Here is an 18,939-nt window from a genome sequence, read left to right as displayed (position 1 = left end):
GCACGTCGCGGGCGGCATTGCATCTGCATTACAGCGCGCTCCACCAGGCATGGCTGATCTGCCCGCGGGCGACCAGCACCGATGGCCCGCGCAGGTAGCTGGTGGCCTCGGTGATGGTGACGACGACGTCGCCGCCGGGCACGCGCACGGTCAGCGTCCCGGTGTCGGCCCCGGCGTCGGCCAGGGCGGCCACCGCGGCCGCGACCGTTCCGGTGCCGCAGGAACGGGTTTCGCCCACCCCGCGCTCGTGGACCCGCATCCGCACGACGCCCCCGGCGGCCGGGGTGAGCACTTCGACGTTGACGCCGTCCGGGAACTGCGCCCGGTCGAACTGCACCGGCGCAGCGACATCCAGCGCGGCGAGCTCCTCGCTGCTCAGCTGCGGGTCGACGCACGCCAGGTGCGGATTGCCGACGTCGATCGCCAACCCGCGCAACCGCCTGCCGCCGACGACCGCCTCGAACGCCGGTCCCCCGCTGCCCAGCCGGTTGGCCTTGCCCATGTCGACCGTGACATCGGCGTTGGTCGCATCGACGTGGTGCACGGTGACCGGCCGCGGGCCGGCCAGCGATCCGACGACGAACTCGTCGCGGGCCTCCAGGCCGCTGGCCCGCAGGTAGTGCGCGAAGACCCGGACGCCGTTGCCGCACATCTGGGCGATCGACCCGTCGGCGTTGCGGTAGTCCATGTACCAGTCGCCGGCGCTGACCCCGTCGGGCAGCCGATCGAGCACACCGGCCCTCGTCGCGGCGCCCGCGGTGGTCACGCGGAGCACGCCGTCGGCGCCCAGCCCCCGGCGCCGGTCGCACAGCGCGGCCACCCGTGCCGCGGTGAGCGGCAGCTCGGCGTCGACGTCGGGCAGCAGCACGAAGTCGTTCTGGGTGCCGTGCCCTTTGGTGAAGATCACCAGTTCAGAGTACTTGCCGCCACACCTGCAAAGCCTGCTCGACCAAACCGGTATCGGCGGCGTCCACCCAGTGCACCCGGTGATCGCGCCGAAACCACGACCGCTGCCGTCGCGCATAGCGCCGGGTGCCGACGAACGTCTGCTCCTGGGCGTCGCGCAAAGCTTCGGGGTCGTCGGCCTCGAGAGCGGCGAGCACCTGCGCGTAGCCGAGCGCGCGCGAGGCGGTGACTCCGTCGCGCAGACCCTCGAGCAGCAGCGCGCGCACCTCCTCGACCAGGCCTTGCTCGAACATGGTGTCGGTGCGCCGGGCCAATCTCTCGTCGAGAATCGTTGTCTCGCAGTCCAATCCGACGATGACAGTGCCCCAGCGCGGAACGCCGATGCGGGGCGCGGACGCCGCGAACGGCCGGCCGGTGAGCTCGACCACCTCGAGCGCGCGCACCGTGCGCCGGCCATCGGTGGGCAGGATCGCCGCGGCGGCGGCCGGGTCGCGGCGGGCCAGTTCGGCGTGCAGCACACCCACCCCCACCTCCGCGAGGCGCTGCTCCCAGCGCGCCCGCACCGCGGGATCGGTCGCCGGGAACGACCAGTCGTCGAGCAGCGATTGGACGTAGAGCATCGAACCGCCCACGATGACCGGTACCGCGCCGCGGGCCGCGATGGCCTCGATATCCGCGGCGGCGTCGCGCTGATAGCGGGCGACGGTCGCGGTCTGGGTGACGTCCAGGACATCGAGCTGGTGATGTGGGATGCCGCGCCGCTGTTCGACGGGCAGCTTGGCGGTCCCGATGTCCATGCCGCGGTAGAGCTGCATAGCGTCGGCGTTGACGATTTCCGCACTCACCTCACCGCTGAGTCGCTCGACGACGTCGAGGGCCAGCCGCGACTTGCCGGTCCCGGTGGGTCCGATGATCGCCAGCGGTCGCGGGGCTGGCCTCACAGCTGCCAGGCTCCGGCGAAGTACCCCACTCCGTAGGGCGCTCCCCGGTACAGCTCCTTGGCCGAACGCGGCCCGGGCTCGCTCAGCCCGGCCAGCACCTGGAATGCGACCCGCCCGAGGATCCGCTCCGGCAGCCGGGCCAGCGCGGCCGTGTCGCCGTTTGCCAGCGCGTCGTCGAGGGCCAGCTGGGCATCGGGACTGTCGGGGTCATAACCGCCGGGAGCGCCGGGTGTCAACGAGTTCGCACCGTCGGCGACCACCAGCACGCCGACCGGATCGGGCGCCCGGTCGATCTCGGTGCGCAGCTGCCTGCCGCGCGCCAGCGCGGTGTCGACGTGATGGTCGCCGCGGTAGACACGCACCTGCGCGCCGGCCTCGGGCCGGGCGTGGCCGCGCAGCCAGCCGGCGATCAGCGCACAGAGCGGGAAGTCGGCCACCGGCTCGCGGGGCGCGCCGGTGGGTGGCGAGAGCCGGACCCGCACGTCGGCGCCGAAGCCCCCGAAGCTGCCGATCCCGTCGGGGCCCACGACCTCGTCGGTGTCGCCGGTGCCGATCACGACCCACCGCGACGGCAGCAGCGCGGCCGCCGCCAGCACCGCGGTGGCCAGGTCGGCGACCTCGGCAGCCGCTGACCCGGTGAGCTCGGGAACAAGCAGCGGTGTGGCGGGAACGATTGCGATGGCGCTCAGCACGCCACCCAAACTAACCGACGGGTCGGCGCCCGCTAGGCCAACAGGTAAGCGGTCAGCCGCTGCACTTGGCCTCGGCCAGGCGTACCTCGGCGGATCTGCGCAGTGCCTTTTTGGCCAGCTTCTCCGCGAAACTGGTCGACATGGTCGCGGCCTCACCCCGGGCCAGCGCGATGGTCGCGACGACCACCACCACGACTCCGAAGGCAAGAACGACCTTGGCCGTCCCGTTGCAGTCCAGGTACTCACCGAGCACGGCCATGCCGAGGATCGAACCGACGACCGGCTTGGCCACCACGGAGGTCGGCAGTGAGGCGGTCAATGCGCCGGCACGGAACGACGACTGCTGAAAGATCATCCCCGCCAGCGCGGCAGCTATCCACGCGTAGAATTCCGGCGCCGTGAGTAGCGCGCCGACACCACCTCTGACGACCTCGACGACGGCCTTGGTCAACACCGCGAACAGCGCCAACGACGAACCGGCCACGATGGCCAGCAGCACCGCGGCTACCGAGCCGGGCCACTTCCGCGCGCCCCACACGCAGAACACCAGCGCCGGGCCCATCACCAGGGCCACCACCATCCACGTTTGCACCGAGCCACGCGAGGCACCGGGATCCGGATCGCCGACGACGACCACGACGGCCAACGCGGCGGCCAGCAGCAGCGCCCAGGTCCATTCCCAGCGGGTGACCGCGCGCCGGGTCATGCGCGCGTAGATCGGCAAGGCGAACAGCAGGGCCGTCACCTGCAACGACGTGACCAGCATCACCGAGCCCAGCGTCAGCGCGGCGGCCTGCAGTGCGTAGTTGCCGATGGCCCCACCCGCCCCCAGCCACCACTTGGAGTCGCGCACCGACATCCGGAAGAGCTCCAGGTGGCCCACCGGTTTGTCCGTGATCTCCTGCGCTGAACGCTGACGGACGACATTTCCCAGTGCCGACGCGAAGGCGGCGAGCAAAGCGAGGACAACCGCGACATCCGTTTTTGTCATTTGCGACCCCCTCCCCGGCGCGGCCCGTGGGCCATTATCTGCGACGGGTATTCACTACCCGTTTCGAAACCGTTTCCGACGTGTGTGCGCTGTAACTCCCCATATCTAGGACGGACAGCCACGCACTCGATGGATCCTCAATACTTAAGTTCACAAACCTATGCAGAACCTGTGGCACGGCTGTGTCTGGTGGCTGACGCCCGATAGGACCGGAGAACCGCTCCCAATGGTGTCACAGCCGGGCGGCCGACCGCCTGCCCATGTTTGCTCGCCGACAACGATTGTCGCTGGTCCGCCACCGACCGACGCGGTCGTCGCAACGACCAAACCTTCGCTCTCTTGACACGCCCCCCTCTAACCCCACAAGTAACAACAACACCACTTGTCTTGTCACGGTACCGGGTGCCGCGAAGTCGCCAAATGGCCCCGGTGACGGTGCAATCGAACTGTTACCCGAGGCGGCGCGGACGTACTACGCCGGTTGACCGGCGGCACCCTCGAGCGCCATGGCCGGCCCGCGGGTTGCCGACCGTGACGATCGCGTTCACCGCGGCGAACAGCAGCGACAGCACCAGCAACGCCTGCACCAGCAGCAACGAAACCTGGTTCTGCACACCGCCTGCTTCCCGATCAGGATCAGCACGCCCACCGCAGATTGCGTGCCAGCTTGGCGAACAGCTGCACTTGGCCGAGCGGCGGGTCGATAATCCGGTGTGTCGCACGTTGCTGGCAGATGCCGCCGATCGCGACGCACAACCGCCGAACTCCACGCGAGCAAAGCGGCGATATCCACCTTGTCCGTAAGCGGATTCTCTCCGAAGTCGAGACGGGTGGTGAGTAAACATGCTGGGTGCACCCACTGTTACACAGCCGGCTGTCCCAACGGTGACCATCAGGTTGCGGCATCCGGCCCGCCAAGCTGCTTGAATACTGGTGGAATCGGTGACGGAGCAGCTGCTGATAGGCCGCAAAGCCGCACAATTCTCCAGACGGTACGGGTGCCGCTACGCGCGGCAGGTGCGCGGGACAGCGACCGCGCGAAAGGGTGTGACCAGCGCATGACCGACGACGAGCCCCGCTCCAGCGACGCGCCCAAGCCGGCGCCACGTCCCGGACCACGTCCGGGTCCGCGTCCCGGTCCAGGGCCGACACCGCGCCCGAGCGCTCCCCCGGTGGTGTTGCCGCCGGCCAGCAATCCGCACAAGTTCGGACGCGTCGACGACGACGGAACGGTATGGCTGATCAGCTCCGCCGGCGAACGCATAATCGGCTCCTGGCAGGCCGGCGACCGGGACGCCGCGTTCGCCCACTTCGGCAGGCGATTCGACGACCTGAGCACCGAGGTCACGCTGATGGAGGAGCGACTGGCCTCCGGAAGCGGCGATGCGCGCAAGATCAAAGCCAGCGCCGTCGCGCTCGCCGAGACGTTGCCGACGGCCTCGGTGCTGGGCGATATCGACGGGCTCGCGCGCCGGCTGAGCACCCTGGTCGAGCACGCCGACGCCACGGTGGCCGCTGATCGCTCCCGGCGCGACGAGCACCGGGCCGCTCAGACCGCCCGCAAGGAGGCGCTGGCCGCCGAGGCCGAGGATCTGGCCGCCAACTCGACGCACTGGAAAGTCGCCGGCGACCGGATGCGCGAGATCCTCGACGAGTGGAAGACGATCAGCGGCCTGGACCGCAAGGTCGACGACGCGCTGTGGAAGCGCTACTCCGCGGCGCGTGAGGCGTTCAACCGGCGCCGGGGTTCTCACTTCGCCGAGTTGGACCGCGAACGCGCGGGCGTGCGGCAGTCCAAGGAACAACTCTGCGAGCGGGCCGAAGAGATGTCCCAGTCGACGGACTGGGCCGGCACCAGCGCCGAATTCCGCAAGCTGCTGAGCGAATGGAAAGCCGCGGGGCGCGCCACCCGGGAGGTCGACGACGCGCTGTGGCGTCGCTTCAAGGCCGCCCAGGACTCGTTCTTCAGCGCCCGTAATGCCGCGACAGCGGAAAAGGACGCGGAATTCCAGACCAACGCCACTGCCAAAGAGGCGCTGCTGGCCGAGGCCGAGAAGATCGACACCAGCAACCACGAAGCCGCCCGAGCGGCACTGCGGTCGATCGCCGACAAATGGGACGCGATCGGCAAGGTGCCCCGGGAGCGGTCGGCCGATCTGGAGCGGCGGCTGCGCGCCGTCGAGAAGAAGGTGCGCGACGCCGGCGAAGCGAATTGGGCTGACCCGGAGGCGCAGGCGCGGGCCGAACAGTTCGCGACCCGTGCCGAGCACTACGAGCAGCAGGCCCGCAAGGCGGCCGCGGCCGGCCGGACGAAGGAAGCTCAGGAGGCACAGGCCAACGCCGAGCAATGGCGGCAATGGGCCGAAGCGGCCGCTGCGGCGCTGACCCGCAGGTCCTAGCGGCCCGCCGCCTGGTCCCCAGGCGCCCCCGCATCGGGGGTGTCCTGGTCACCCAGGGTTTCCAGCAGCGTCCTGGACTGCTGCTCGGCACTGATACGGCGCCGCTGCTCCTCGGCGGCGAGTTGCACGATCGTGCGCGACCACACCACGCGGGCCCAGTGGAACGTCAACAGGATCACGGTGATCCATGCCACGAACAACCCGACACCCGGGCCGGGATGACCGGCGGCCACGGTCTGGCGTGACCACACCGCCAAGAGGCCGGTCGCGCTGGCCAATGACGAGCCCGCCAGCGCGATCCAGGCCAACGCCCAGCGACGCGTCAGCAGTGCCAGCATCGAGAATCCGACACCGAAAACCAGTGCCAGCCAGGAGAACACCTTCGAAGGCAGCGACAACGCGGCCACGCCGGCGCCGTGGCTGCTGAACAGCACATCCCAGCCGCGCACCTGGCCGGTATGCGGCAGGATGAACGATGCCAGCAGTACGAACACCAGGATGGCGACGATGAACGCCCTTGGGCCGGGGTCGATTTCGCGTGCTACGCGACGCTCTGCGGCCTCGATCTCGGCGCGCAGGGCGTCAAAGCCGGTGTCTTCCTTCGTCATCGGGCACATCCAAGGGGTTCGGTTGGTTTGGCGGCCGGCCCGATACCGGGCATGCCCAAGCCGGTACCGCGCGGTCGCTGTCCGGCGGCGTGCGCGTCGCCGGCTCTGGTACGACGGTGGGTCCGGATGCCGGCATCGGCGATCAGGTGGTGCGGCGCGGCCTCGGTGACCGCCGTGGTGATGATGTCGCCGGGCCGCACCGGTGTGTCGGCGGCATCGTTGCAGGCGAAGTGCACCAGCCGGCCGTCGCGCGCCCGCCCGGTCATGCGGGCCGTGCGAGCGTCTTTGCGGCCTTCGCCCGTGGCGACCAGCAATTCGACACTCTGACCGATCAGCTGGCGGTTGCCCTCCAGGGAGATTTGCTCCTGCAATTCGATCAGCCGCTCATAGCGTTCCTGCACAACGGCTTTCGGTAGCTGCCCGTCGAGCTCAGCGGCCGGGGTGCCGGGCCGCTTGGAGTACTGGAAGGTGAACGCGGCCGCGAACCGCGCCCGGCGCACCACATCGAGGGTGGCCGCGAAGTCCTCTTCGGTCTCACCGGGGAATCCGACGATGAGGTCGGTGGTGATGGCCGCGTGCGGCATCGCCGCTCGCACCCGGTCGACGATGCCGAGGTAGCGCTCGGCGCGGTAGGACCTGCGCATCGCGCGCAGCATCCGGTCGGAGCCCGACTGCAACGGCATATGCAGCGCGGGGCAGACATTCGGCGTCTGCGCCATCGCCTCGATGACGTCGTCGGTGAATTCGGCCGGGTGCGGCGAGGTGAACCGCACACGTTCCAGTCCGTGGATACCTCCGCAGGCCCGCAGCAGCTCGGCGAAGGCGCCGCGGTTGCGGGGCACTGCCGGATCGGCGAACGAGACGCCGTAGGCATTGACGTTCTGTCCCAGCAGCGTGACTTCCAGCACGCCGTCGGCCACCAGCGATCGGACCTCGGTCAGAATGTCTGCCGGGCTGCGGTCGACCTCCTTGCCCCGTAGCGACGGGACGATGCAGAACGTGCAGCTGTTGTTGCAGCCGACGGAAATGGAAACCCAAGCGGCATAGGCTGATTCGCGAGCGCTGGGTAGCGATGACGGAAACTCCTGCAGCGCCTCGACGATTTCGACCTGGGCGACCTTGTTGTGCCGGGCCCGGTCGAGCAGCGCGGGCAGCGAGCCGATGTTGTGCGTGCCGAACACGACGTCGACCCAGGGCGCCTTGCGCAGCAAGGCTTCCCGGTCTTTCTGGGCCAGGCAGCCGCCGACCGCGATCTGGAAGTCGGGATTATCGCGCTTGCGCGGAGCCAGGTGGCTGATGTTCCCGTAGAGCTTGTTGTCGGCATTTTCGCGGACCGCGCAGGTGTTGAAGACCACCACATCCGCGTCGGCGCCCTCGGCAGCGCGCTGGTAGCCGGCCGCCTCGAGCAGGCCCGCCAACCGCTCGGAGTCGTGGACATTCATCTGGCAGCCGTAGGTGCGAACTTGATACGTGCGCTTCGACCCCGCCACGGGCCCGCTGAGGCTCGCGGCACCCGGCGCCACTGTCGAAGTCACGTGACCATGCTACGGCGACCGATCGGCGCGAAACCTGCCGGATGAACCCCCAGCTAGACGCGGCGGCGTTCCCGCTCAGCGGCCAACTCGGCGAGGACAACCTCGCAGGCGAGGTTCTGGCTGTAGCCACGGCGGGCCAGCATCCCCACCAGCCGACGAGTGATCCGCACGTCGTCGGTGCTCAGCGTCTCGCGCCGCAGCTTGGCCCGCACCAGTTCCTCGGCCCGGTCTCGCTCGGCACCGGCGTCGATCCCGGCCAGCACCGTGTTGATGACTTCGTTGTCGACGCCCTTGGTGTGCAGCTCGGTGGCCAGGGCGCGCCGGCTCTTTCCCGCCCTGGCGCGCCGGGACTGCACCCACTGTTCGGCGAAGTCCCTGTCATCCACCAGCCCGACGTCGGCCAGCCGGTCGAGCACCCGGGCACTGACGTCGCCGGGGTATCCACGTTTCGCGAGCTGGCCGGACAACTCGGCCCGGGTGCGCGACCTCGCGGTGAGCAGGCGCAGGCACAGCGCCCGCGCCTGCTCTTCGCGGGCAGGCTCAGAAATCGACGGGGGTGGGCAGGACGTCATCGGTCACCACCGCCCCAATGCCGAGCTTTTCCTTGATCTTCTTCTCGATCTCGTTGCCGATGTCGGCGTTCTCCATCAAGAAGTTGCGGACGTTCTCCTTACCCTGGCCGAGTTGTTCGCCCTCGTAGGTGAACCAGGAACCGGACTTGCGGATGAAGCCCTGGTCCACGCCCATGTCGATCAGCGAGCCCTCCCGGCTGATGCCGCGGCCGTAGAGGATGTCGAACTCGGCCTGCTTGAACGGCGGCGCCACCTTGTTCTTGACGACCTTGACCCGGGTGCGGTTGCCGACCGCGTCGGTGCCGTCCTTGAGCGTCTCGATCCGGCGCACATCCATGCGCACCGACGCGTAGAACTTCAACGCCTTTCCGCCCGTGGTGGTTTCGGGACTGCCGAACATCACCCCGATCTTCTCGCGGAGCTGGTTGATGAAGATCGCGGTTGTTCCCGAATTGTTCAGCGCGCCAGTCATTTTCCGCAGCGCCTGGCTCATCAGCCGGGCCTGCAGACCGACATGGCTGTCGCCCATCTCGCCCTCGAGTTCCGCGCGCGGCACCAGTGCGGCGACCGAGTCGATGACCAGAATGTCCAGGGCGCCGGAGCGGATCAGCATGTCGGCGATCTCCAGGGCCTGCTCACCGGTGTCGGGCTGGCTGACCAGCAGGGAATCGGTGTCGACGCCCAGCTTCTTGGCGTAGTCCGGGTCCAGGGCGTGCTCGGCGTCGATGAACGCCGCGACGCCGCCGGCCGCCTGGGCATTGGCCACCGCGTGCAGGGCGACGGTGGTCTTACCCGAGGACTCCGGGCCGTAGATCTCCACGACCCGGCCGCGGGGCAGGCCGCCGATGCCCAGGGCCACGTCCAGTGCGATGGATCCGGTCGGAATGATCGAGATCGGCTGACGTGTCTCGTCGCCGAGACGCATCACCGAGCCTTTGCCGTAGCTCTTCTCGATCTGGGCCATTGCCAGTTCGAGGGCTTTTTCGCGGTCGGGGGCTTGCGCCATGGCGTCTCTCCTGTAGTCGTTGTTCTCTGACCGGTATCGGTCGGTTGGCCGTGACACTAGAGAGACCCACCGACAAGTCATCGTCGAACGATCCCCACAGTAGACGAACACCTGTTCGATTCAAGTTCGACACGCCGCGGGAGTTCCGTGTGGCAATATCGGCTACCGAAAGGGCGTCGACGGGCCTGCACGAAACGCTGAGGAAACCGGTGCGAATCCGGTGCGGTCCCGCCACTGTGATCGGGCACATCCTGACCCGAGAGCCAGATACTCATCGTCGGCGCTCCCTCACTGGACGCTGGGGCGGATCTCCCCGGAGAGGGTGGACGCGCACGCATGGACATCTCCGGCGAGCTTGCCGAAATATCAACCTACAAAGGGTTTTTCGCGCTGACCGTGGGCGGGACCGGGACCGGATGGCACCCGGTTCGCCAGGACTACGCCGACGGCTTTACCGATTTGATCGGCGCCACCGTGCGGCGCTACCGCTCGACGGACTTACGGATCGGCGCCTCGCTGGTTCACCTCGGCCATGCCACCCGGCTGTGGTCACCCGTGCTGGCCTGCGCATTGGCCCACGGCATCGTTCCGGTCCTCAACGATCTCGAACGTGCCGACGACGGAGCGCAGCTGCGCCTGCCTGAGCCCCTTGGACAGGCGGTCGAGGACATCTCGGCGGGGTTGTTGTATCGCGTTGTGGTGCAACACCACATGCAGCCGTTCGCGGCCGGCCTGCAGGTCAAGCTGGCGCCCGCGCTGCTGGCGGGCAACATCGCGTCCGCACTCGTCGGCGCATCGCGCGCACTGCTGGCGGTCCGGCCCGACTTACGCGCGCGGATCGTCGAGATCACCGACTCGCTGCTGGACACCGGCGTGCTGTCGGGCTCCGGCGTGATCACCGGCTCACATCTGGGCTTCCGGCGCGACAGCTGCTGCCTGTTCTATCGGCTGCCCGGGCGAGCCGTGTGCGGCGACTGCGTGTTCCGCGAGGCACCGCGGTCCACTCGGAGATGAGTGTGCGGCGGCGTTGCGGGTAAGCGGGTAAGCGGGTTCACCACTGGTCGCGGGGCACGTCGAAGTCGACGCACAATGCCCGCCAGACGTCGCGGGGCTCGACGCCGTCCTCGATCGCCTGGGCGGCGGTCCGCCCGCCGAAACCGGGCAGCACGTGGTCTACCAGTACCGATGCGCCGTACGCGGCGCCGAACCGCAGCACCACCCGCTCGTTGAACTCCGTCAGCCGCACGCCAGCCAAGATACCGAGCCCGGTCACCCGGCGAGCGCCAGCGCTTGATGGCATACCCGCACCGGGTCGGCGACGCGGTGGAGGCCGGCCGCGGCCGTGCGCGCGGCCTCGCGGTAGCGAGGTGTCGACAACACCTCACCCACCGCCCGGACCAACGCATCGGGGGTCAACGGACGAATCAGTCGCGCGCTGCCCTGGCGCATCACCCGGTTGGCGATCTCCCACTGGTCGCCGCCGCCGGGAACCACCACCAGCGGCACCCCGGCCAGCAGCGTCTTGGCCACCATTCCGTGGCCCCCGCCGCAGATCGCCAGGTCGGCGTGCGCCAACAGCTCGTCCTGACGTCCCAGGCCGACGGCCGCCCACGGCGGCACCGGAAGATCCGGTCCACCCAACCGCGATATCAGCAGGCGCGACCCCGCCGGCAATGTCTCCCCCGGCGTCAGGCACCCCAGGGCAACCTCGGCCAGACCTTCGGTCCCGATCAGGGCGGTCGACGGCGCGACGACCACCACCGGCCCCGCGCCGTCTGGAACCTCGAGGATGTGATCGGTCGGCTCGAAGTGCAGCGGCCCCACCACGACGGCCTCGGCCGGCCAGTCCGGGCGGGGCACTTCCAGTGCGGGCAGTGTGGCGATCAGCCGCCGCAGCGGGCCGGGATCGCGCGCCGGCAGACCGATCTCAACCCGGGATATCTCGCGCTGTCGTAGGCCGGCACGCACGGATCGCGCCGTCAGCGCCCGCATCGTCGTATCGCGCAGCCGCCCGCGGATGCCGGTACCCGGCGCCAGACCACTGCCTATCGGCGGCAACCCTTTCGACGGCAGATAGAGCGGATGCGGGTTGAGTTCTATCCACGGGATCCCCAGCAGCTCGGCGGCCATGCCACCGCCGGCCGTGATGACGTCGGACACCACCAGGTCGGGTTCCAGGTCCCGCAGCACCGGCACATTGAGCACGGCCATCCGGGCGGCGCGCCGGTGAATTCGGGCCCCGGCGTCGAGGTCGTCGTCGGTGGCCACCAACCCGTCGAGTCCGACCGCCTCGATGCCGGCATCACGGGCGGCCCGGATCCATTCCTCGCCGGTGAACAGGGTGGGCTCGTCGCCCGCGTCCCGGAAACGCTGACACAGCGCAATCGCGGGAAACGAGTGCCCGGGATCCGGCCCGGCGACCACGGCGACTCGCACCGCCTTACCCTGCCACAGCGCCCGGCCGGCACGCGCCTACGCTGACACCATGACCGAGCTGACTGGGACAGCCGTCGCGAACACGCGCACGGTCGAGACATTTCTCCACGCACTGCAGGACGAGGACTTCGCGACCGCCGAGGCCACGCTGGACGACGACCTCGTCTACGAGAACGTCGGCCTGCCGACGATCCGCGGCCGCCACCGGGCGATCAAGTTGTTCCGCGGGATGGAGGGTCGCGCCTCGTTCGAGGTGAAGATTCACCGGATTGCCGCCGACGGCGCCGCGGTGCTCACCGAGCGCAGTGATGCGCTGATCTTCGGCCCGCTGCGGCTGCAGTTCTGGGTCTGCGGGGTGTTCGAGGTCCGCGACGGGCGAATCACGCTGTGGCGGGACTACTTTGACTTCTTCGACATGACCAAGGCGTTGCTGCGCGGTGTGGCCGCGTTGGCGATCCCGTCGCTCAAAGCGTCGTTCTAACGCGGTGGACGGCACCGGAAAGCGCACGAAGCCGAACGCTCTTGCCTACATCCGTTATTGCTGCGGCGGCCGGCTGCCCGACTCGATGCGGGACTGGGTGCGCAACGACCTGGCCGGTAAGGGCGCCGCGCGCCGGATGATGACCCGCGTCGCGGTGCCGGCGGTCCTGATTCTCATCCCGTTCTGGTTCATCCCGACGACGCTGGTCGTCCACCTCAGCATGACGCTGCCGATCCTGATTCCGTTCGTGTACTTCTCGCACGCGCTGAACAAGGTGTGGCGCCGCCACATGCTGCAGGTGCACGGTCTGGACCCGGATCTCGTCGACGAACTCGCCCGCAAGCGTGACGCCCACATCCACCAGGCCTACATCGAGCGCTACGGGCCGCGGCCGGAAGCCGGGCCTCCGCAGTCACCCGATCACTGACGGCGCGGTAACCCGCCGAGTTCGTCGAACGCCTGAGCCCAACCGGTCAGGCGATCGGTAGCCTCGACCAGTTCGGCCCGGTAACGCTGGTGTGCCGCGGCGAGCCCGACATCGGCATCGCCGTTCGCCGAAGAAACCAATTGCGCTGCGGCGGTGACCATTTCGTTGTATTGCCGGACGCCGGCGCTCAACTGCGCGGTGAACGCGTTGATGGTCGGCACCAGATATGCCCGCGACGAGTCCGAGTTGTGCGCCGCGCGCTCCATCGACACCACCTCCGCGGCGGTGGCCGCCATCGCCGCGGAGGTCTTGTTCGCCGCCGCGGTCAGGTCGCCGATCTCGACCGCCGGCAGCATCGCACCGCGCTCGATCACGCCCAGCAACGAGAAGAACCCGCGCTCGGAGGCGCCCAGCGCGTACATCGCGGGTCGGGCCGCGGAACCCGGGGGCGGCAGGCGACGGGCGTTGACGGGCCGGCTCGCCGGCAGCGGCTCCGACTTCAGCCAGTGGTAGCGGAAGAACAACAACGTCGCGGGAATTACCTCGAGGACCGCGATCGCGCCGGTGATCTGCAGGAGCAACACGAACCAGCCCCACCACGCCAGCACCGCGGTCACCAAACCCCACAACACGCTGCCCGCGGTGAAGATCCAAGCCCACCGCAGGGCGCGGCGGCGGCGGCGCAGCAGCCGCGCCCGCGGGTCGGCGGCCGCGCTGATCTTCTGGGCGACGAAGCCGGATAGATCGGCGGCGATGTCCAGGCCCTGCTGCAGCAGTGCCCGAAAGGCCCCGCGCTGCGTTGCCCTTACCGCCATGTCACACCGACCGACCGGCTACTGACCGAAGGGTTTCTCGGCCACCTGTGCGCCGGGGTTCTCGGCGGGCACGGGCGTAGCCGGCGTGGCGCCGGGAGCCGCAGGTGTCCCGCCTGTCGGCAGGGCTTCGCCTCGCATCGACGCGCGAATTTGCTCGAGCCGGGAATGACCCGCCATCTCCACGCTGGCCTGCTGGACCTCGAGCATCCGGCCCTGCACGGAGTTCTGCGCGAGTTCGGCGGAGCCGATCGCGTTGGCGTAGCGCCGTTCGATCTTGTCGCGCACCTCGTCGAGGCTCGGGGTGTTGCCCGGGGCGGCGATCTCGCTCATCGACCGCAGCGACGCGCTGACCTGTTCCTGCATCTTGGCCTGCTCGAGCTGGCTGAGCAGCTTGGTGCGCTCGGCGATCTTCTGCTGCAGCACCATGGCGTTGCGTTCGACGGCCTTCTTGGCCTGCGCCGCCGCGCCCAGCGCTTGGTCGTGCAGCGTCTTGAGGTCTTCGACGCTCTGCTCCCCGGTCACCAGCTGGGCCGCGAACGCCTCGGCGGCGTTGGTGTACTCGGCGGCCTTGGCGGCATCTCCGGCGGCGGTGGCCTGGTCAGCGAGCGTCAGCGCCTGACGCACGTTGACTTGGAGCTTCTCGATGTCGGCCAGCTGCCGGTTGAGACGCATCTCCAGCTGGCGCTGGTTACCGATCACCTGCGCCGCCTGCTGCGTCAACGCCTGGTGGGTGCGCTGGGCTTCCTCGATGGCCTGCTGGATCTGGATCTTGGGGTCGGCATGCTCGTCAATTTTCGAGTTGAACAGCGCCATGACGTATTTCCACGCTTTGACGAACGGATTGGCCATGAGTTAGCTCCACCTTCGCTTCTGTGTGCCGGACCCCTGATAGGCCCTAGCAATCACCCTGCCGCTCAATTTATCGGGTCGTCGCCGATCGCCGCACCCCTGTGGCGCGATCGGCGTTGCCCGGTAGTTCACGCACTCAGGCCACCACGAGCGAGGCTACCGGCGGGATGACGACCTTGGTGCTCGCGTCGATGGTGGTGGCGCTCGCCGCGCCATTGGGCATGCTGCGGGCCGCGCGTTCTTCGTCGGCCATCCGCTCACCCGCGTCGGTGAGCACCGTCGACAGTGGGACGTCCAACGCGTCGCAGATCGCGTTCAGCAGCTCACTGGAGGCCTCTTTGCGGCCGCGCTCCACCTCCGAGAGATACCCGAGGCTCACCCGCGCGGCGTCCGACACCTCGCGTAGCGTCCGGCCCTGTGACGTTCGGGCCAGGCGCAGCACCTCGCCAATGACCTCGCGCACCAATGGCGACATCCTGCTCTCCTTCGTCCGGCAAAGCTGCTTCATCAGGTCAACGCCGGCAGCCGCCGTCTAGGTTCCCGTCCGCCGCACTTCCCTGACGGTCGAGGCTACGTAATCGATTCCGGTGACCACGGTCAGCACGATCGCGGCGGCCATCACCACCGATGCCGCCACCAGGAACGGTCCCGACACCGGCAACACGAACAGCCCGATGGCCACCGCCTGGACGAAGGTCTTGAGTTTGCCGCCCCAGCTGGCCGGAATGACGCCGCGGCGAATCACCGCCAGCCGCAACAGCGTCACCCCGACCTCGCGGGCCAGGATCAGGGCGGTGACCCACCAGGGCAGATCGCCGAGCATCGACAGCCCGACCAGCGCCGACCCGATCAGCATCTTGTCGGCGATCGGGTCGACGAACGCACCGAATTCGGTCGCCATGCCGTAGTTACGGGCCAGCAGGCCGTCCAGCCGGTCGGTGATGCAGGCCACCGCGAACACCACGAAGGCCACGATCCGCGCCACGGTTTCGTGGCCACCCCCGGCGAACAATGCGAGCAGGAAGATCGGAACCAGCACCAGGCGCAATAGCGTCAGGACATTGGCCAGGTTGGCGATGCTGACGCGTCCGGCCACGGGTCCTGTCTGCGGCTGCCCCGACACGGCAACAGAATAGCGGTTGACCAGCACCCCCGCCCCAGATGTCAATACTGTTACCCGTGACCGAACTTTCTCGGGATAACCAGAAGGTCGTCGTCCGGCGCGCACGAGCCTCCGATATCCCCGCGATCAAGCAACTCGTCGACACCTATGCGGGCAAGATCCTGCTGGAAAAGAACCTGGTGACGCTGTATGAGGCCGTCCAGGAGTTCTGGGTGGCCGAGCTCGACGGCCGGGTGGTCGGCTGCGGCGCGTTGCACGTGTTCTGGGCAGATCTCGGTGAAATCCGCACCATCGCCGTCCACCCCGCGGCGACCGGCCACGGCATCGGCCACGCGATCGTCACCCGGCTGCTCGACGTCGCACGCGAACTGCAGCTGGAGCGGATCTTCGTGTTGACGTTCGAGACCGAGTTCTTTGGCAAGCACGGGTTCACCGAGATCGAGGGCACGCCGGTGACCGCCGAGGTGTTCGAGGAGATGTGCCGCTCCTACGACGTCGGTGTCGCCGAGTTCCTGGACCTCAGCTACGTCAAGCCCAACATCCTGGGCAACACGCGGATGTTGCTGCTGCTTTAGTCGCCGTCGTCGTCGGATCCGTCGGCGTCGGCTGATCCGGCCCCGCCGCGGATCAGCGCCAGCGTCCCGGCCAGCTCGTCGGGCTTGACCAGCACCTCGCGCGCCTTGGATCCCTCGCTGGGCCCGACGATGCCCCGGGTCTCCATCAGGTCCATCAGCCGGCCGGCTTTGGCGAAGCCGACCCGCAGTTTGCGCTGCAGCATCGAGGTGGAACCGAACTGACTGGACACCACCAGCTCGACCGCCTGCAGCAAGACGTCCATGTCGTCGCCGATGTCGGGGTCGACGTCGGTGCGCTCGCCGGTGGGCTTGGCGGCGGTGACGCCCTCGGTGTATTCGGGTTCGGCCTGGTCCTTGCAGGCGGTGACGACGGCGTGGATCTCCTCGTCGGTGATGTAGGCGCCCTGCAGCCGGATGGGTTTGTTCGTGCCCATCGGCAGGAACAGGCCGTCGCCCATGCCGATCAGCTTTTCCGCGCCCGCCTGATCCAGGATCACCCGGCTGTCGATCAACGACGACGTCGCGAACGCGAGCCGCGACGGCACGTTGGTCTTGATCAGCCCGGTGACCACGTCCACCGACGGGCGCTGGGTGGCCAGCACCAGGTGGATGCCGGCGGCGCGGGCCTTCTGGGTGATCCGGACGATGGCGTCTTCGACGTCGCGCGGCGCGGTCATCATCAGGTCGGCCAGCTCGTCGACGATCGCGACCACGTACGGGTAGGGCCGGTAGACGCGCTGGCTGCCCAGCGGCGCGGTGATCTCGCCGGAGCGCACCTTGGCATTGAAGTCGTCGATGTGGCGCACTCGAGAGGCCTGCATGTCCTGGTAGCGCTGCTCCATCTCCTCGACCAGCCAGGCCAGCGCGGCCGCGGCCTTTTTCGGCTGGGTGATGATCGGCGTGATCAGGTGCGGAATGCCTTCGTACGGCGTCAGTTCCACCATCTTCGGGTCGATCAGGATCATCCTGACCTCTTCCGGGGTGGCCCGGGTCAGCAGCGAAATCAGCATGGAGTTGACGAAGCTGGACTTACCGGATCCGGTGGAGCCGGCGACCAGCAGGTGCGGCATCTTGGCCAGGTTGGCCGAGATGAAGTCGCCTTCGATGTCCTTGCCCAGCCCGATGACCAGCGGATGGTGATCGCGCCGGGTTGACGGGTCGGTGAGCACGTCGGCCAGCCGCACCATTTCCCGGTCGGTGTTGGGCACCTCGATGCCGACCGCGGATTTGCCGGGGATCGGGGCGAGCATCCGGACGCTCTCGGTGGCCACCGCGTAGGCGATGTTCTTCTGCAGGGCGGTGATTTTCTCGACCTTGACGCCCGGCCCCAGCTCCACCTCGTAGCGGGTGACCGTGGGACCGCGGGTGCAGCCGGTGACGGCCGCGTCGACCTTGAACTGGGTCAGCACCTCGCTGATGGCGTCGGCCATCTGCGTGTTGGCCGCGCTGCGTTTCTTCGGCGGGTCGCCGGCCACCAGCAGGTCCATCGACGGCAGGTGGTATGGGCCGTCGACGACCCGGTCCAGCACCTGGGTGTCCTGCTTCTTGGCGGCGCGACGCCGGGTCTTCGCTTCTCCGGTCTTCAGGGCGGATTCGGGAATGGTGGGGGTTTCGTCCGGCACCGGTTCGTCGAGAACGACGGGGGCCTCGTCCGCCGACGGCCACGCCTGTGGTTCCCTGCCGAATGCGCCGTCGTCGTAGTAACCGTCGGAAAAGTCTTCGCGCGGTTGGGCATCGGCGTCGTGGCCGGGCTCGTCCGCGTAGTCGTATCCGTAGTCCTCGTCGACGAACCGGGTGCCGAACAAGGCCCGCATCATCTCGGGCAGCTCGCGCAGCGTGGTGCCGGTCAGCAACAGCAGTCCGAACAGTGCCCCGATGAACAGCAGTGGCGCGGCAATCCAGGGCGTCAACCCCTCCGACAACGGACCGCCGATGGCAAACCCGATGAATCCTGCTGCGTGACGGCGCAATTCGGGGTCTTCCGGCGAACCGGACCACAGGTGGCGCAGACCGAGCAACGAGAAGCTGATCATGCTGGCGCCCAGGATCAGCCGCGGGCGCGCCTCCGGATTGGGCTGGGTGCGCATCAGCACCCCTGCCAGCACGCCGAGGACGGCCGGCAACGCCAGGACACCGGCGCCGATGAAGGTGCGCAACACCGCGTCGACCCACGCGCCGACCGGCCGCGCGGCGTCGAACCAGGAGCTGGCCGCGACCACCACGGCAATGCCGAGCAGCACCAGGGCGATTCCGTCGCGGCGGTGCCCCGGATCGATGTCGCGGGCCCGCCCGATCGACCGGGCCGCACCGCCGGTACCCCGTGCCGCCAACAGCCAGGTGGCGCGCATGGCGCGCCCGCAGGTCACCCCGGTGGCAACCAACAGCGACCGGTTGTGCCGCTTGGCCGGTCTGCTCACCTTCTTGCGGGCAGGTGCCGGTCGCGCACTTCGGGACCCGCCGGCGCGCGAAGTGGCTTTTGACCTGCTCGTTCGGGCTCCGGAGCGGGCAGCGGTCTTACTAGCCATGGGGTCCAGCCTAGTCGCAGTCGCCCCATATTCACCATCTGCCACACGGGTCACAAAA

Annotated in this window: 21 protein-coding genes and 1 riboswitch; of the genes, 5 read left to right on the top strand and 16 right to left on the bottom strand. The window is 68.6% G+C overall.

Annotated elements, in window-relative coordinates; genetic code table 11:
- Positions 1–28: 28 nt before the first annotated feature.
- The 5 genes from dapF to OK015_RS11585 form a co-directional block, all read right to left on the bottom strand.
- On the bottom strand, positions 29–907 hold the full coding sequence (gene dapF, locus OK015_RS11605; protein ID WP_268131570.1) for a diaminopimelate epimerase: 879 nt from the start codon (positions 905–907) through the stop codon (positions 29–31).
- A 4-nt stretch (positions 908–911) separates the two neighbouring features.
- Positions 912–1,847: a tRNA (adenosine(37)-N6)-dimethylallyltransferase MiaA gene (gene miaA / locus OK015_RS11600; RefSeq protein ID WP_268131568.1), complete on the bottom strand. Its 936-nt coding sequence runs from the start codon at positions 1,845–1,847 to the stop codon at positions 912–914.
- On the bottom strand, positions 1,844–2,539 hold the full coding sequence (locus tag OK015_RS11595; protein ID WP_268131566.1) for a hypothetical protein: 696 nt from the start codon (positions 2,537–2,539) through the stop codon (positions 1,844–1,846). Before OK015_RS11595 ends, miaA begins: the two co-directional genes overlap by 4 nt.
- 52 nt (positions 2,540–2,591) lie before the next feature.
- Positions 2,592–3,530 (bottom strand): DMT family transporter, encoded by a 939-nt coding sequence (locus OK015_RS11590; RefSeq protein ID WP_268131565.1) that lies wholly within the window; start codon positions 3,528–3,530, stop codon positions 2,592–2,594.
- A 449-nt stretch (positions 3,531–3,979) separates the two neighbouring features.
- Positions 3,980–4,144 (bottom strand): hypothetical protein, encoded by a 165-nt coding sequence (locus OK015_RS11585; protein ID WP_268131563.1) that lies wholly within the window; start codon positions 4,142–4,144, stop codon positions 3,980–3,982.
- A 444-nt stretch (positions 4,145–4,588) separates the two neighbouring features.
- Between OK015_RS11585 and OK015_RS11580 the strand changes: the two genes are divergently transcribed.
- A complete protein-coding gene (locus OK015_RS11580; protein ID WP_268131561.1) occupies positions 4,589–5,929 on the top strand; it encodes a DUF349 domain-containing protein in 1,341 nt (446 codons plus the stop codon).
- On the opposite strand, the gene OK015_RS11575 is transcribed toward OK015_RS11580, so the two are convergent.
- The 4 genes from OK015_RS11575 to recA all read right to left on the bottom strand — a co-directional run bounded on the left by OK015_RS11575 (position 5,926) and on the right by recA (position 9,650).
- Positions 5,926–6,537 carry an Rv2732c family membrane protein gene (locus OK015_RS11575; RefSeq protein ID WP_442791239.1) on the bottom strand — a complete coding sequence of 204 codons (612 nt, stop codon included), beginning with the start codon at positions 6,535–6,537 and terminating at the stop codon, positions 5,926–5,928. The two genes, OK015_RS11580 and OK015_RS11575, sit on opposite strands and share 4 nt — an antisense overlap.
- On the bottom strand, positions 6,534–7,979 hold the full coding sequence (miaB, locus tag OK015_RS11570; protein WP_268132643.1) for a tRNA (N6-isopentenyl adenosine(37)-C2)-methylthiotransferase MiaB: 1,446 nt from the start codon (positions 7,977–7,979) through the stop codon (positions 6,534–6,536). The genes OK015_RS11575 and miaB overlap by 4 nt, the downstream gene beginning before the upstream one ends.
- Positions 7,980–8,125: 146 nt before the next feature.
- Positions 8,126–8,644: a recombination regulator RecX gene (gene recX / locus OK015_RS11565; protein ID WP_268131558.1), complete on the bottom strand. Its 519-nt coding sequence runs from the start codon at positions 8,642–8,644 to the stop codon at positions 8,126–8,128.
- On the bottom strand, positions 8,613–9,650 hold the full coding sequence (recA, locus tag OK015_RS11560) for a recombinase RecA (RefSeq protein ID WP_268131556.1): 1,038 nt from the start codon (positions 9,648–9,650) through the stop codon (positions 8,613–8,615). Before recA ends, recX begins: the two co-directional genes overlap by 32 nt.
- A gap of 163 nt (positions 9,651–9,813) precedes the next feature.
- A riboswitch (cobalamin riboswitch) is annotated at positions 9,814–9,943 on the top strand.
- Between the two features lie 43 nt (positions 9,944–9,986).
- Here recA and OK015_RS11555 point away from each other — a divergent pair.
- On the top strand, positions 9,987–10,664 hold the full coding sequence (locus tag OK015_RS11555) for a (2Fe-2S)-binding protein (RefSeq protein WP_268131554.1): 678 nt from the start codon (positions 9,987–9,989) through the stop codon (positions 10,662–10,664).
- A gap of 37 nt (positions 10,665–10,701) precedes the next feature.
- Here OK015_RS11555 and OK015_RS11550 read toward each other — a convergent pair whose 3' ends face one another.
- Positions 10,702–10,896 (bottom strand): DUF3046 domain-containing protein, encoded by a 195-nt coding sequence (locus OK015_RS11550; RefSeq protein ID WP_442791238.1) that lies wholly within the window; start codon positions 10,894–10,896, stop codon positions 10,702–10,704.
- Between the two features lie 23 nt (positions 10,897–10,919).
- Positions 10,920–12,086: a glycosyltransferase gene (locus OK015_RS11545; RefSeq protein WP_268131552.1), complete on the bottom strand. Its 1,167-nt coding sequence runs from the start codon at positions 12,084–12,086 to the stop codon at positions 10,920–10,922.
- 49 nt (positions 12,087–12,135) lie between these two features.
- Between OK015_RS11545 and OK015_RS11540 the strand changes: the two genes are divergently transcribed.
- Both OK015_RS11540 and OK015_RS11535 read left to right on the top strand, forming a co-directional pair.
- Entirely contained in the window at positions 12,136–12,567 is a 432-nt protein-coding gene (locus OK015_RS11540) for a limonene-1,2-epoxide hydrolase family protein (RefSeq protein WP_268131550.1), read from the top strand.
- Between the two features lie 4 nt (positions 12,568–12,571).
- Positions 12,572–12,994 (top strand): DUF5313 domain-containing protein, encoded by a 423-nt coding sequence (locus tag OK015_RS11535; protein ID WP_268131549.1) that lies wholly within the window; start codon positions 12,572–12,574, stop codon positions 12,992–12,994.
- Here OK015_RS11535 and pspM read toward each other — a convergent pair.
- The 4 genes from pspM to pgsA form a co-directional block, all read right to left on the bottom strand.
- Positions 12,988–13,809, bottom strand: a complete 822-nt coding sequence (gene pspM, locus OK015_RS11530) for a phage shock envelope stress response protein PspM (protein ID WP_268131547.1) — start codon at positions 13,807–13,809, stop codon at positions 12,988–12,990. The genes OK015_RS11535 and pspM overlap by 7 nt on opposite strands.
- 18 nt (positions 13,810–13,827) lie before the next feature.
- Positions 13,828–14,658, bottom strand: coding sequence for a phage shock protein PspA (gene pspA, locus OK015_RS11525; RefSeq protein ID WP_268131545.1), 831 nt, complete (start codon positions 14,656–14,658; stop codon positions 13,828–13,830).
- A gap of 136 nt (positions 14,659–14,794) precedes the next feature.
- Complete coding sequence (gene clgR, locus OK015_RS11520; RefSeq protein ID WP_268131543.1) at positions 14,795–15,133, bottom strand: transcriptional regulator ClgR; 339 nt, start codon at positions 15,131–15,133, stop codon at positions 14,795–14,797.
- Positions 15,134–15,190: 57 nt separating this feature from the next.
- Positions 15,191–15,781, bottom strand: coding sequence for a CDP-diacylglycerol--glycerol-3-phosphate 3-phosphatidyltransferase (gene pgsA / locus OK015_RS11515; RefSeq protein WP_268131541.1), 591 nt, complete (start codon positions 15,779–15,781; stop codon positions 15,191–15,193).
- A gap of 56 nt (positions 15,782–15,837) precedes the next feature.
- On the opposite strand from pgsA, the gene OK015_RS11510 reads away from it, so the two are divergent.
- Positions 15,838–16,356: an amino-acid N-acetyltransferase gene (locus tag OK015_RS11510; protein WP_268131539.1), complete on the top strand. Its 519-nt coding sequence runs from the start codon at positions 15,838–15,840 to the stop codon at positions 16,354–16,356.
- Here the strand turns inward: OK015_RS11510 and OK015_RS11505 are convergent.
- Positions 16,353–18,881 (bottom strand): FtsK/SpoIIIE family DNA translocase, encoded by a 2,529-nt coding sequence (locus OK015_RS11505; protein ID WP_268131537.1) that lies wholly within the window; start codon positions 18,879–18,881, stop codon positions 16,353–16,355. The genes OK015_RS11510 and OK015_RS11505 overlap by 4 nt on opposite strands.
- Positions 18,882–18,939 lie beyond the last annotated feature (58 nt).

It is taken from the genome of Mycobacterium sp. Aquia_216, from assembly GCF_026723865.1.
Classification (GTDB): domain Bacteria; phylum Actinomycetota; class Actinomycetes; order Mycobacteriales; family Mycobacteriaceae; genus Mycobacterium.
This window is presented reverse-complemented; position numbering and strand designations above follow the sequence as displayed.